The sequence below is a fragment of the Yoonia sp. genome, from assembly GCF_030731595.1.
Taxonomy (GTDB): Bacteria; Pseudomonadota; Alphaproteobacteria; order Rhodobacterales; family Rhodobacteraceae; genus Yoonia.
In genome coordinates, this window is record NZ_JANQTS010000069.1 from 32,219 (window position 1) to 45,240 (window position 13,022).

General features: G+C 57.6%; 12 protein-coding genes and 1 tRNA gene. 11 read left to right on the forward strand and 2 right to left on the reverse strand.

The genetic code is table 11. The features are described from left to right. Positions 1 to 22 precede the first annotated feature (22 nt). From mreC to NWQ23_RS07600, 5 genes are read left to right on the forward strand one after another with little or no spacing between them, the layout of a single operon-like run. The gene (gene mreC, locus NWQ23_RS07580; protein WP_306165658.1) at positions 23 to 946 is read left to right on the forward strand and encodes a rod shape-determining protein MreC; all 924 of its coding nucleotides are present in this window, start codon (positions 23 to 25) and stop codon (positions 944 to 946) included. Beyond that, complete coding sequence (locus tag NWQ23_RS07585) at positions 939 to 1,478, forward strand: rod shape-determining protein MreD (protein WP_306165659.1); 540 nt, start codon at positions 939 to 941, stop codon at positions 1,476 to 1,478. Before mreC ends, NWQ23_RS07585 begins: the two co-directional genes overlap by 8 nt. After that, on the forward strand, positions 1,475 to 3,415 hold the full coding sequence (mrdA, locus tag NWQ23_RS07590) for a penicillin-binding protein 2 (protein WP_306165660.1): 1,941 nt from the start codon (positions 1,475 to 1,477) through the stop codon (positions 3,413 to 3,415). Before NWQ23_RS07585 ends, mrdA begins: the two co-directional genes overlap by 4 nt. After that, a complete protein-coding gene (rodA, locus tag NWQ23_RS07595) occupies positions 3,412 to 4,551 on the forward strand; it encodes a rod shape-determining protein RodA (protein ID WP_306165662.1) in 1,140 nt (379 codons plus the stop codon). The genes mrdA and rodA overlap by 4 nt, the downstream gene beginning before the upstream one ends. Next, on the forward strand, positions 4,551 to 5,483 hold the full coding sequence (locus NWQ23_RS07600) for a glyoxylate/hydroxypyruvate reductase A (protein ID WP_306165663.1): 933 nt from the start codon (positions 4,551 to 4,553) through the stop codon (positions 5,481 to 5,483). The genes rodA and NWQ23_RS07600 overlap by 1 nt, the downstream gene beginning before the upstream one ends. A gap of 56 nt (positions 5,484 to 5,539) precedes the next feature. On the opposite strand, the gene NWQ23_RS07605 is transcribed toward NWQ23_RS07600, so the two are convergent. Next, positions 5,540 to 6,316, reverse strand: a complete 777-nt coding sequence (locus tag NWQ23_RS07605) for an SseB family protein (protein ID WP_306165664.1) — start codon at positions 6,314 to 6,316, stop codon at positions 5,540 to 5,542. After that, the gene (locus NWQ23_RS07610; RefSeq protein ID WP_306165665.1) at positions 6,313 to 6,894 is read right to left on the reverse strand and encodes a uracil-DNA glycosylase family protein; all 582 of its coding nucleotides are present in this window, start codon (positions 6,892 to 6,894) and stop codon (positions 6,313 to 6,315) included. The genes NWQ23_RS07605 and NWQ23_RS07610 overlap by 4 nt, the downstream gene beginning before the upstream one ends. Before the next feature lie 128 nt (positions 6,895 to 7,022). On the opposite strand from NWQ23_RS07610, the gene NWQ23_RS07615 reads away from it, so the two are divergent. The 6 genes from NWQ23_RS07615 to NWQ23_RS07640 all read left to right on the forward strand — a co-directional run bounded on the left by NWQ23_RS07615 (position 7,023) and on the right by NWQ23_RS07640 (position 12,952). Then, entirely contained in the window at positions 7,023 to 8,306 is a 1,284-nt protein-coding gene (locus tag NWQ23_RS07615; protein WP_306165666.1) for a Na+/H+ antiporter NhaA, read from the forward strand. A 136-nt stretch (positions 8,307 to 8,442) separates the two neighbouring features. Further along, entirely contained in the window at positions 8,443 to 9,102 is a 660-nt protein-coding gene (locus NWQ23_RS07620; RefSeq protein ID WP_306165674.1) for an ABC transporter ATP-binding protein, read from the forward strand. Then, positions 9,080 to 10,636, forward strand: a complete 1,557-nt coding sequence (locus tag NWQ23_RS07625) for a capsule biosynthesis protein (RefSeq protein WP_306165667.1) — start codon at positions 9,080 to 9,082, stop codon at positions 10,634 to 10,636. Before NWQ23_RS07620 ends, NWQ23_RS07625 begins: the two co-directional genes overlap by 23 nt. After that, the gene (gene kdsA / locus NWQ23_RS07630; protein ID WP_306165668.1) at positions 10,636 to 11,469 is read left to right on the forward strand and encodes a 3-deoxy-8-phosphooctulonate synthase; all 834 of its coding nucleotides are present in this window, start codon (positions 10,636 to 10,638) and stop codon (positions 11,467 to 11,469) included. The genes NWQ23_RS07625 and kdsA overlap by 1 nt, the downstream gene beginning before the upstream one ends. 51 nt (positions 11,470 to 11,520) lie before the next feature. Continuing rightward, the gene (locus tag NWQ23_RS07635) at positions 11,521 to 12,813 is read left to right on the forward strand and encodes a mechanosensitive ion channel domain-containing protein (protein WP_306165669.1); all 1,293 of its coding nucleotides are present in this window, start codon (positions 11,521 to 11,523) and stop codon (positions 12,811 to 12,813) included. A 64-nt stretch (positions 12,814 to 12,877) separates the two neighbouring features. Beyond that, a tRNA-Gln gene (locus tag NWQ23_RS07640) sits at positions 12,878 to 12,952 on the forward strand. Positions 12,953 to 13,022: the final 70 nt, after the last annotated feature.

Below are 13,022 nucleotides of genomic sequence, written 5' to 3' on the forward strand. Positions count from 1 at the left end.
ACAAACGAGGGAACACCCGCCCTTGGCACGTGACAAGAACAGTGAAGACTTCATCGGCCCGATCCGCAAACTGCTGGTCGGGCTGTTGGTGCTGGCGCTGTTTGGGCTCTTCTTGGTATGGCGCATTGACAGCCCAAGAGTGGAGCGCTTTCGCGCAGCTACGATTGATGCGGTGGTCCCGTCTTTTGGTTGGGCGATGGCGCCGATCACTGGCACGGCCAATCTGATCAACGATTTCCAAAGCTATCAACAGTTGCGCGCCCAAAATCAGGACTTGCGCCGCGAACTCCAGCAGATGAAAGCCTGGCGAGAGGCGGCTTTGCAGCTTGAGCAGGAGAACGCAAAACTGCTCGATCTGAACAATGTAAGCCTTGATCCGCAACTGACCTTTGTCACCGGTGTCGTCATCACCGACAGCGGTTCGCCCTTCCGGCAGTCGGTCTTGGTCAACGTCGGCGCACGCGACGGTATCATTGATGGCTGGCCTACGATGGACGGGATCGGCCTTGTGGGACGCATCGCAGGTGTCGGGCAAGAAACCAGCCGTGTGATGCTGCTGACCGATACGTCTAGCCGGATCCCTGTCACCATTCAGCCATCAGGTCAAAAGGCTATCCTTGCAGGAGATAACTCGCTGAACCCGCCGCTGGACTTTCTGGAGAACGAGGCTCTGATCCGCCCCGGCGACCGTGTCGTGTCATCCGGCGATGGTGGGGTTTTTCCTGCTGACCTGCTTGTTGGACAAGTTGCCCTTGGTACGGACGGGCGCATGCGGGTACGTTTAGCCGCAGATTACCAGCGCCTCGAATTTCTGCGCGTGCTGCGTTCGCAGCCGCACGAAAAGATCGAAGACCCCGACGGGTTGCTGGCTCCTGATGCGGAATTCTTTGGTCCTGCAGCGATTAATCCCACATCTCTTAACGCTATGGAGCGCGGGGATGGCTGAGCGTGTTGATGGCCGCACTTGGTTGCACCGATGTGTCTTTGCGCTCTTGGCCTTTGCCTTGATTGTGATTGATCTTGTCCCTCTTGACATGCGGCCTTCGTCTTGGGCCGGACCAGACCTTTTGCTCGCCGTGACCCTCGCATGGGTGGTGCGCAACCCGAGCTATGTGCCGGTTCTGACAATCGCTGTCCTGTTCTTGTTGGCCGATCTTCTGTTCATGCGGCCACCGGGCCTTTGGGCGGCACTTGTCGTGATCCTCAGCGAAGTCATCCGCCGCCAGCACCGCGACTTTCGCACGATGCCTTTGTTGGTTGAATGGGGGACCATCGCGGCCGGCATCATCGCCATCACCCTTGCCAATCGCTTGGTGCTGGCTTTTGTGATGTTGCCTCAAGCTCCTTTGGGGCTGACTTTGATCGAAATGATGATCACGATATTGGTCTACCCCCTTGTCGTTCTGGCAGCGCATTTCATCTTTGGTGTATCGCGTGTCGCACCCGGCGAAGTCGGTAGGAAAGGGCAACTGCTATGAAGCGCCAACCCAAAGAAGTCATCGAAAGCGCGCGAACCATAGGCCGACGAGCCTTGGTCATGGGGGGCGTGCAGCTTGGGATCATTGGTGCGCTAGGGTGGCGGTTGCAATCCATGCAGGTTGAGCAGGCCGACCAGTTCCGGCTCTTGGCCGAAGAGAACCGCATCAACATCCGGCTTTTGCCGCCAGCGCGCGGACTGATCTTTGACCGCAACGGCATCGCAATTGCGGCCAACGAACAAAACTACCGTGTCGTCATGGTCCGCGAGGATGCCGGTGATGTCGGCGAGGTGCTGGCCAAACTGACCGAGATCGTCGAGATCGACCCGGCAGACCTTGCCCGCGCTATGGAGGAAATGCGCCGCCGATCGCCCTTTGTGCCTGTGACCATCGCGGACCGCTTGAGTTGGGACGATGTCGCGCAGATCAACCTTAACACCCCCGCCTTGCCAGGCATTCAGGCAGAGGTAGGCCTGAGCCGCGTCTACCCTTGGGGCGCCGATTTGGCGCATGTGGTGGGCTACGTGGGGCCAGTGAGCGACTTTGACCTGAGCCGCACCGAGGATACGGACCCCTTGCTTCAGATCCCGAAGTTCCAGATTGGCAAAACAGGGGCCGAGTCTAGGCTGGAACGCACTCTGAGAGGGAGTGCAGGGACCCGTCGGATCGAAGTCAATGCGGCGGGCCGCATCATGCGCGAACTGGACCGGCAGGAAGGCGAGCCGGGCAAGGACGTTCAGTTGACCATCGACAGCCGTTTGCAAAGTTATGTGCAGGCGCGCATGGATGGCGAATCTGCCGGTGCCGTGGTGATCGACCTTGAAAACGGCGATCTAAGGGCGGTGGCCTCTGCGCCTGCTTTTGATCCCAACCTTTTCGTGCGCGGTATTTCCGTTGCCGACTGGAATGGACTGAACGAGGACAAATATCGCCCGCTTGCAGCCAAGGCCGTGCAGGGGACCTATCCTCCGGGGTCGACCTTCAAGATGGTCACTGTGATGGCCGCGATGGAGGCGGGACTTATCGCTCCTGACGAGACGGTCTACTGCCCGGGCTATACGGATGTTTTCAACATCAGGTTCCATTGCTGGAAGCGTGGCGGGCATGGCAACATGGACCTTCACGAAAGCCTGAAGCAAAGTTGCGACTGCTACTACTACGAGGTCGCCCAGCGGGTTGGCATCGACAAGATGGCCGAGATGGCGCGCAAGCTGGGCCTTGGCGTGCGCCATGACCTGCCGCTTTCTGCGGTAGCTGAGGGATTGGCACCCGATAAAGAGTGGAAAGCACGTGTGCGTGGCGAAGAATGGCGTATCGGCGATACTGTCAACGCCGCAATTGGGCAGGGCTATGTCCTGTCCTCGCCGCTGCAACTGGCCGTGATGACTGCGCGGCTTGCCACAGGCCGGGTTGTGACCCCACGGCTGATCCGATTTGTGGATGGCGTCGCAGAACCATCCGGCTTGGGCGACAAACTGGATATCAATGAAAACACCTTGCGCCGCATCCGCAGTTCCATGGAAGACGTCTGCAATCATCGCCGCGGAACAGCCTACGGGTCGCGCATTATCGACGAGGCCCATATGATGGCTGGCAAGACCGGGACCAGCCAGGTCCGCCGGATCACACCAGAGGAACGTGCGGCCGGTGTCATCCGAAACGAAGACCTGCCGTGGGAACGGCGGGATCATGCTCTCTTTGTCGGATACGCGCCGCTTGATAACCCACGCTATGCCGTTTCTGTCGTTGTTGAACACGGTGGTGGCGGATCGGCCGCTGCCGCACCGATTGCGCGTGATATCCTGCTTCAAGCGCAGTTTGGCGGCCCGCCTCCGCTTGAGGCCTACCCAGCCGGATTGCGCGACCAGATCGCGGAACAACAGCGCCGTATCGAAGCCCGCATTCCAGCAGGTGCGACGGCACAGAGCCGCGCATGAGCTATCTTGAGTATAATACCAAGTCGATCCCCACAGGGCTGCGGAAGATTCTGCACCTCAATTGGGCGATCATCTTGTTGCTGATCGCAGTGGCCTCTGCGGGCTTTTTGATGCTCTATTCGGTCGCTGGCGGGTCCATGACCCCTTGGGTCGAGCCACAAATGCAGCGCTTTGCCCTTGGCATGGCCTTGATGCTTGTCGTGGCCATGGTACCGATCTGGTTTTGGCGCAACATGGCGTTCGTGGCCTATGGTGGGTCACTCCTGCTTTTGCTTGGCGTGGAGTTCTTTGGCGAAGTCAGGATGGGTGCACAGCGCTGGATCGACCTTGGCTTTATGCGGCTCCAACCTTCGGAGCTGACAAAGATCACATTGGTGATGTTCCTCGCCGCCTACTATGACTGGCTTCCCAACAAGAAAACCTCGCATCCCTTGTGGGTTGCGCTGCCGGTTTTGTTTATTCTTGCTCCGACCATGCTGGTACTTAGTCAACCCGATCTGGGCACAGCGCTGCTCTTGCTGATCGGCGGGGCCACGGTGATGTTTCTTGCAGGGGTGCATTGGGCCTATTTCGCGACTGTCGGAGGTGCGGGCATTGCTGCGATTGTCGCGGTTTTCGAAAGCCGCGGGACGGCTTGGCAACTCTTGAAAGACTATCAATACCGACGGATTGACACGTTTCTCGACCCATCAAATGATCCGCTGGGCGCAGGCTATCACATCACCCAAGCCAAGATTGCGTTGGGGTCTGGCGGCTGGACAGGACGTGGTTTCATGCAAGGTACCCAGTCACGGTTGAATTTCCTGCCTGAAAAGCACACCGATTTCATCTTTACGACGCTGGCAGAAGAGTTCGGCTTTGTCGGTGCCTCTACCCTCTTGGTGCTCTATTTGCTGATTGTGATCTTTTGTATCGTGTCCGCCTTGGGTAACCGCGATCGTTTCGCCTCTTTGCTGACCTTGGGCATTGCAATGACCTTCTTTTTGTTTTTCGCTGTGAACATGGCGATGGTGACAGGTCTTGCACCTGTGGTCGGTGTGCCGCTGCCTCTGGTCAGCTATGGCGGGTCCGCCATGCTTGTGTTGCTTGTCGCTTTCGGTCTGGTCCAAAGCGCGCATATCCATAGGCCACGCTGATGCTCAATGTTCTGTTCTCTGCCAAAGCGGCCGCTTGGGCCGAATATGAAGCACCGTTGAATGCGGCCTTTGCCAAGGCCGGGCTCGCGGTCAATCTATCGTGCGATCATGCGCCCGAGAATGTTGACTACATCATTTTCACCCCCAACGGTCCAGTCACGGATTTCCGGCCATTCGTGAAGACCAAAGCGGTCATGGGCTTATGGGCCGGGGTCGAGACCATCGTGGACAATGCCACGCTCACCCAGCCGCTGTGCCGTCTGGTGGATGAAAGCCTCACAAATGGCATGATTGAATGGGTCACGGGGCACACCCTGCGCCATCATCTAGGCATGGATACGCATATTCTTGGGCAAGACGGGATCTGGCGCGATGACAGCTTCCCGCCGGTTGCGGCAAACCGGCCAGTGACGATTTTGGGGATTGGTGCTTTGGGGGCGGCATGTGGGCTGGCACTGCATAACCTTGGCTTTCCGGTCACGGGTTGGAGCAGGTCGCCAAAGAATGTTGCGAACATCCGCTGTTTGCATGGGGACGACGGCTTGCGCGAAGCACTGACCGGCGCACAGATCGTGATCCTGCTTTTGCCGCAAACCCCGCAGACCGAGAATATCCTGAACGCCGAAAGCCTGCGATTGCTTGCGCACGGTGCATTCATCATCAACCCCGGTCGCGGCCCGTTGATTGATGATGTGGCTTTGCTGACCGCACTGGACAGTGGGCAGATCGCACATGCGACGCTTGATGTGTTCCGTATAGAGCCGCTCCCTGCGGATCACCCGTTCTGGGCGCATCCCAAGGTCACAGTGACCCCGCATATTGCATCGACCACACGCCCCGAGACTGCAGCAGGCGTCATCGCCGCAAATATCGCGCGTGGTGAGGCCGGGGAACCGTTCCGATATCTGGTTGATCGGTCTTTGGGGTACTAGGGCCAAATCCTGTCACAAGACTTGGTCGTAGACTGCCAGAAACTCTGGAACCGCGCTTAGCGCAGTTTTGGTGGTTTGGCGGGGTCCATACCCGGGGCACCCGGCGCATGGGGCGCCTCTGGCTGTGGCAAATCAAACCGCAGTCCGACCTTGGCGAGATGAGCGGCCAGCGGATCACTTGCGCGCACGAACAAAACGTCCATCACGCCCGCTTCGATCCCTGAAAACGTCAAGGCCTCTCCGGCAGCCGAGGCCAGTGCCTTTTCTGCACCTTCAACCGCATCTACGAAGGCCAGAACGTGACCCCGCCCGCCATCCTCGTAGGTTGCGGCCGCCAGATAGGCAAAACGCGCAAGCCCTGCGGCTATGGCAAGTTTACGATCCAGACCCGCGATGACCGCTTCTGGTAGTCCGCCCGGCGCCGAAACTTCGGTCAGGCGCGCTTCGGTCTCGTCGGGCCCGTGCGCCAGCGTTGCAACCAACCAATCGACTGCCTCTGCCGGGATCAGCATGGCAGAAGATGCGACCTCAAGGTTCAGCGCCAGCCCGATCCCCTGCCCCGCCAGCATTTGCGCCAGCGCCCGACCGGGCAGCCCTGCATAGGGCGCGACACGCCCGACAAAGTCTGACAACCGCTCTTCTGTGTCAAAGATAAGGGCAAATCGCTGGTCTTCGATCTCGAACAGCTCGGGCGTGATCTGCTGGCCAACCGCCTCTTCGCCCAGCAGCATGAAAAGCTCTGTGTCGGCAAGTCTTTCGTAGAACTGCAGACGCGCTGCGTCATTCTCGGGGGCCGCTTCCATTGCGGCATGGGCTTGATCAAGGTCGGTCATCGCAGGGCCTCTTTCACTTGCAGGCGCAGATCAGGCAGCAACTCGGCCTCGAACCACGGATTTTTCCTGAGCCATGCGGTATTGCGCCAAGACGGATGAGGCAAGGGATAGACACGCGGTGCAAGGTCGCGCCAGTCTGTCACCGTTGCTGTCACACTGCGCCGGGAACCCAAATGCCACCGATGCGCATGCCCGCCCACAAGCAATGTCAAAGGCACATCACCCAAAGCGGTCATGACCCGGCTGTGCCAGGTGGCCCCGCAAATCTGGGGGGGCGGCAGGTCTGCCCCTTGAGCATCATAACCTGGAAAACAAAACGCCATCGGCACGATTGCGACCCGGCTTCGGTCATAGAACGCACCGGAATCAAGACCAAGCCATTCACGTAAACGATCTCCTGACCTATCGCAGAATGGTTTTCCGGCCAAATGCACCCGCATCCCGGGGGCCTGACCAGCAATCAAAATCCGTGGAGGACCATCGAACCACACGACAGGCCGCGGCGCATGTGCCGTTGCTGTCACCGCAAAGCGTGCGGCACATAATCGGCAAGCCGCGATCTCGTTCTGAAGGTTCATCTGGAATGCTTTGCAGGATAGAGGACTGTATTTTTTGGTTTACCTGATTTCGATCTGGGTCCAAAGAGGACGCGCGCTGATTTACTTCAGGGCAAGTTGTCTGCAAGCCGCTACTCAGGGATCAAGCTATGTATCGCGTCTGGAATTTCGTTACGAACTATTCATTGCTTTTGATCATTGGTGCCGCAATTGCCCTTGTCTGGGCAAATGTGGATGCGAGTAGCTACCACCATTTCGTCGAATTCGAGATTTTCCATAAATCCATCATTGGCCATCCCCATTATGACGCGGCCGGCATGGTCGAATACCGCAGTTTGACACTGCATTATCTGGTCAATGATGTGCTGATGGCTTTCTTTTTTGCCATCGCCGCCAAGGAAGTCTGGGAAGCGATCATCCTCAAGAACGGATCGCTGCGCGGCAAGAAGGCCGCAACGCCTTTGTTTGCAACACTGGGCGGCATGCTCGGCCCGATCACTGTGTACCTTGGCCTTGCCCTTGTGCTGGGGTCAGACACATTCGACGCGGTGGCGAATGGCTGGGCCATCCCGACGGCAACTGACATCGCGTTCAGCTATCTGGTCGGCCGTATGGTCTTTGGGGCGGGCCACCCGGCGGTGCGTTTCCTCTTGCTCTTGGCAATCGCAGATGACGCCGCAGGGCTGATCATTCTGGCCATCTTCTATCCATCCGGCGTGCTGCAGCCACAGTGGCTGCTGCTCTCCTTGGGGGCCGCTGTTGGCGTCTTCTACCTTTTCAATCGCTTGCCCCGCGTGTTGGATCGCGGCAAGCAGGACCGTCCGACCTCGACCTGGGTACGCAACAAATTGTCGTTCTGGCCCTATCTGATCGCAGGCTGTCTCAGCTGGTACGGCTTTCAAGAGGCTGGCATCCATCCCGCCTTGGGTTTGCTGCCGATTGTTCCAACCCTGCCACACGCCGATCGCGCCTTTGGCATTTTCTCGGAGGCCGAGCAGTATCTGACAGACCTGCTGAACCACGCCGAGCATTTGCTCAAGCATCCGGTCGAGATTGTCTTGTTCTTCTTTGGCCTGCTCAACGCCGGTGTGGAATTTTCATCAATGGGCTCGCCCACGTGGCTGGTTCTTGCAGGTCTATTGATCGGCAAGCCCGCAGGCATTTTACTTTTTGGCTGGATCGCTGCGCGGCCTTTGGGTCTGGGTCTGCCGCAAGGCATGCGCATGATTGACCTTTTGGTCATCGGTTGCGTTGCTGCAATCGGCTTCACGGTGTCACTGTTCATCGCGGCGGTCGCCTTTGACGGCAGTGTGATGCTGGGTGACATTCCGGTTCAGGATGCAGCCAAGATGGGCGCGCTGTTCAGCTTTGTTGCCGCAATCATCTCTTTGGTCGTTGGCAAGCTGACAGGTGTGGTCAAGCAACACAGTTGACGGGGCGACGTTAGAAATCACACGATTGTCGGTATAAACATGCCCCAATGTCGCGCTATAGATCATGGTGACGACGTGTTAGAAGATGTCTGTCATCAAGCAGGGTCTGCATGCTGCAGGCGTAAACAGGATCAAAATGCTGGAATTTGCGGAAGTCAGCAAATCATTCTGGACGGGGACCCAGCGCAAGGTCATCCTTGACCGCGCCTCGTTTCGCGTGGAGCTTGGCAATTCGCTTGGTATCCTTGCGCCAAATGGCACCGGCAAAACGACCTTGATCAATATGATGTCGGGACTTGAGAAACCTGACGAAGGAACCATTAGACGGACCTGCAGGGTGTCATTTCCTTTGGGCTTCATGGGTGGCGTTGAATCGACGCTCTCGGCGGTGGAAAACAGCCGCTTTATCGCGCGCCTTTACGGCCTGGACCCCGATTATGTCGAAGCGTTTTGCCGGTGGCTCTGCGGTCTGGATGAATATTTCGATATGCCCGTCGGAACCTATTCATCGGGCATGAAATCACGGTTTTCTTTTGCTTTGCTGCTTGCCTTGGATTTTGATATCTATCTGATCGACGAAGGCATGCCGGGGTCAACTGATGTCGAATTTAATCGCAAGGCTGGCGAAATCTTGCGGGAGCGGCTTGAGAAAGCGACTGTAATCATCGTTTCGCACCAGCCAGCCACGCTTGAGCGGCTCGTCAAGACGGCAGCGGTGCTCAAGAACGGCCAGCTACATATGTTCGACACCTTGGAGGAGGCGAGAGTGCTTTATGACTATCAAACCCAAGGTTAAAAGATTCCGCATCCTGCGAAAAGTCGCGGGAGATGTGCCGCATCCGTCAGCAACGGCCACGCCAATCGAAGAACCAAAAGCACCCTCGCATGCAGAACAGATTGAAGCGATCAGCAAAGAGGGTCTGACCGCCCGGCAATTGCGCATGGCGCGACGCGTCGCGCAAAAGAATGGTTTTGAAGCCTCTTCAGACTATGACGCAGTCCGACAGTTACGCGCGGCAGGCATTGATCCCTTCCAGCGCAGTACAGTGCTTGAACTGGTGAAGCCTGACAGCGCCAAAGCGTCGGGCAGGAAGGGTCGTATCCAGCTTCCTGATATCATGGCAGCAGATGGCGTAACGCTTCCGGCGACAAACAGCCAGATGGCTTTGAACCGCAATGCATCGGAAATCTTGCAAATCCAACGGGATATTGCGCGACGTCGCCAGCGGAAGCTTGCCTTGCTGTTCACCCGGCTGGCATTCTTTATCTTCCTGCCGACCTTTATGGTTGGCTGGTATTTCTACACGCTCGCCACCCCCATGTATGCGACCAACTCTGAAATCGTGATCCAGCAGGCCCAGCCGCAAGGCGGTGGCGGAGGCGGGGGTCTTGCAAACCTGTTTCAAGGCACCTCGATGGCAACCCAGCAAGATAGCATTGCGGTGCAATCCTATCTGGCATCACGCGAAGCAATGCTCAGGCTTGATGCCGATCACGGTTTCAAAGACCATTTCAGCGACCCCAGCATTGACCCGATCCAGAGGCTGGAAGAAGGGGCGACAAACGAAGCCGCGTTCAAGCTTTACACCAGCCATGTGAAGATCAGCTATGACCCGACCGAGGGTCTGATCCGGATGGAAGTGATCGCGGCCGATCCAGTCAAGAGTTACGAATTTTCCGAAGCTTTGATCGGCTATGCCGAAGAGCAGGTTGATCAATTGACCAGCCGCTTGCGCACTGACCAGATGAGCGGGGCACTGCAAAGCTATGAAGAAGCCGAGGCGCGACGGGCCGCCGCACTGGCAACCTGGCTTGCCATTCAGGAAGATGTGCAGCAAATCGACCCCACGAGCGAAAGCGCGGCGCGGATGGCGCAGATCAACCAGCTTGAGACCGAAAAGCAGCGTCTTGAAATCGTCCTGCAATCACGCCTGAACGTCGACCGGCCAAGCGAAGTCCAGGTACAGTCTTTGCGTGACCAACTCAGCATCATCGATCAAGCGATCGCCGAACTGCGGGCGCAGTTGACTGGCGGCAGTGGCGCAGAAATTTCGCTCGCGGCCCGCAACACCGAGCTGCGGACAGCGGAAGAGAATTACACGTTCCAAACTGTCATGGTCCAACAAGCGCTGACCCAAATGGAAACGGCCCGGATTGAAGCCAACCGCCAGGTCCGCTATCTGTCGCAAAGCGTGAGCCCGATCATACCCGATCAGGCAACCTATCCCCGCGCATTCGAAAACACGATTCTGGCGTTTTTGATCTTTTCAGGCATCTACCTGATGATCTCGATTACAGCCTCGATCCTTCGCGAACAGGTAAGTTCTTAATGCACATAGTCGAAATCGGCGACCTTTCGGTCAGCAACGACCTGCCTCTTTTGGTCATCGCCGGACCCTGCCAATTGGAAAGCACGGACCACGCCCAGATGATTGCGGGCAAAATGGCAGAGGTCTGTGCGGCCCACGGGGCGCAGTTCGTCTTCAAAGGGTCGTACGACAAGGCTAATCGTACCTCTTTGGGGGGCAAGCGTGGGTTGGGGATGGATGAGGGCCTCAAGGTGATGCAGTCGGTCAAGGACGGCATCGGTTGCCCCGTTCTCACAGACATCCACGCACCGGATCAGTGCGCAACCGTGGCGGCAGTCTGCGATATCATGCAGATCCCCGCATTTCTGTGCAGACAGACCGACCTGTTGCTCGCGGCAGGCGAAACCGGCGCGGTCATCAACGTCAAAAAGGGGCAGTTTCTGGCACCTTGGGACATGCCCAATGTTGTCGCCAAGATCGAAAGCACGGGAAACAAGCGGATCATGCTGACAGAGCGTGGTGCGTCTTTTGGCTATAACACGCTGGTGGCTGATATGCGGTCTTTGCCAACGATGGCGCGCACAGGCTATCCAGTTGTGATGGATGCCACCCATTCGGTCCAGCAACCCGGCGGAATGGGCGGATCATCAGGCGGCCAACGCGAGTTTGCACCTGTCATGGCCCGCGCGGCAGTTTCGCTTGGCATTGCGGCGGTCTTTATCGAAACCCACGAGGACCCCGACAATGCGCCCTCTGACGGGCCGAACATGATCCCGCTGGATCAAATGGATCGTCTGATCAAGAGCCTCATGGCCTTTGATAGATTGGCGAAGGCAGATCCGCTTCGCGTGTGACAAGGCGTTTTTCGCCGATATGGTCGGCCCATAGTCTGATGGAATGATATGATGCGCCTGTTTCTTCTGCTTGCTGTCTTTCTAACCTGTGCCATGCCGGCCGCCGCGCAAGACGCCTCTGGCCCCATCACAACGGAAACATCGGCCCAGCAAGATGCCGCCATCGCCGTCCGCATCCGCGAGATTCTGGCCGAGCTTGGCAACTACGGTGATGTGACCGTCACCGTAAACGAAGGTGTGGTGTCCCTGCGCGGCACGACAAATTCGACCGTTGAGGCACTGGCGTTAGAGCCGCTTGCCGCGCGGGTCGAGGGGGTTGTTGCCGTGCGCAATCAGGTCACCGAGACAACCGATATCGCACGCAGGCTTGACCCGGCCATCGAACGGTTCCGCGCGCGGATCGACCAGTTCATCGCATTCGTGCCACTTGCGTTGATCGCAGCGGCGGTCTTTGCCGCCGTCGTCTTTGTCGGCTTTGCCATTGCTCGGCTGCGTTCCCCCTGGGAACGGCTGGCGCCCAATGCATTTATCGCCGAAATCTACCGGCAACTGCTGCGGATCGTGTTTGTCATCTTTGGGATTGTGATTGCCCTTGATATCGTGAATGCAACGGCCCTGCTGAGCACAATACTGGGTGCGGCGGGGATCATTGGTCTGGCTTTGGGTTTCGCAGTGCGTGACACAGTCGAAAACTTCATCGCATCAGTGATGCTGTCTTTCCGCCAGCCGTTCCGACCCAATGATACCGTTGAAATCAATGGCGATGTGGGCAAGGTCATTCGCCTGACAAGCCGTGCCACGATCCTGTTGTCCTTTGACGGCAACCATATCCGGATACCAAATGCGACGGTCTTCAAAAGCCGGATCATCAACTACACGCAAAATGCGGAACGCCGCTTCATGTTCTCGATAACGGTCGAGCGTGACGCTGATCTGCAAGAGACCCGTACATTGGTTGAAAAGACAGTCCAGGACCTGCCCTTCGTTCTGTCAGAACCAGCCGCCCAAACCTGGATCGAGGCGCTGCTTCCAGGAGGCGTTGAACTGGTGATCACCGGTTGGGTTGACCAGAATGAAACATCAATCGTGCGCGCCAAAGGCGAGGCCCTGCGTCAGGTCAAGCTGGCGATTCAAAGTGCGGGCGTTGTCATCCCGGATGCGACCCAGGCAATCCAATTGACGCGCGACAAACCGATAGCGCTCCCGCCTGCCGAGCCACAAGAAAGCACACGGGTTGCGACCGTCGATGCCAGCGCAGACGATGCACTGGAGCGGATTGTGAATGCTGAACGTGATCAGGAAATCGTCGAAGACCTGCTGCGCAAAGATAGCCCGAAAGAATAGCGCATTTCTTTGCAAAACGGGGCTTGAACCGCTGCCCCCTTCGCAGTATCTAGCCCCACGCTGATGGGATGTAGCCAAGTGGTAAGGCAACTGTTTTTGGTACAGTGTACCGTAGGTTCGAATCCTACCATCCCAGCCAGCTTTTCTGTTTCATTGTTTCGTTGATCGGCTCGTCATAGGGGTATCGGTGTAGGCTGCTCGAGTGCCCC

Excerpts from the sequence above, each read along its gene's own strand:
- kdsA (WP_306165668.1), top strand. The coding sequence starts at position 10,636 with ATGCACATAGTCGAAATCGGCGACCTTTCGGTCAGCAACGACCTGCCT.
- NWQ23_RS07615 (WP_306165666.1), top strand. The coding sequence starts at position 7,023 with ATGTATCGCGTCTGGAATTTCGTTACGAACTATTCATTGCTTTTGATC.
- NWQ23_RS07625 (WP_306165667.1), top strand. The coding sequence starts at position 9,080 with ATGACTATCAAACCCAAGGTTAAAAGATTCCGCATCCTGCGAAAAGTC.
- NWQ23_RS07635 (WP_306165669.1), top strand. The coding sequence starts at position 11,521 with ATGCGCCTGTTTCTTCTGCTTGCTGTCTTTCTAACCTGTGCCATGCCG.
- NWQ23_RS07610 (WP_306165665.1), bottom strand. The coding sequence starts at position 6,894 with ATGAACCTTCAGAACGAGATCGCGGCTTGCCGATTATGTGCCGCACGC.
- NWQ23_RS07585 (WP_306165659.1), top strand. The coding sequence starts at position 939 with ATGGCTGAGCGTGTTGATGGCCGCACTTGGTTGCACCGATGTGTCTTT.
- NWQ23_RS07600 (WP_306165663.1), top strand. The coding sequence starts at position 4,551 with ATGCTCAATGTTCTGTTCTCTGCCAAAGCGGCCGCTTGGGCCGAATAT.
- NWQ23_RS07620 (WP_306165674.1), top strand. The coding sequence starts at position 8,443 with ATGCTGGAATTTGCGGAAGTCAGCAAATCATTCTGGACGGGGACCCAG.
- rodA (WP_306165662.1), top strand. The coding sequence starts at position 3,412 with ATGAGCTATCTTGAGTATAATACCAAGTCGATCCCCACAGGGCTGCGG.
- mrdA (WP_306165660.1), top strand. The coding sequence starts at position 1,475 with ATGAAGCGCCAACCCAAAGAAGTCATCGAAAGCGCGCGAACCATAGGC.
- NWQ23_RS07605 (WP_306165664.1), bottom strand. The coding sequence starts at position 6,316 with ATGACCGACCTTGATCAAGCCCATGCCGCAATGGAAGCGGCCCCCGAG.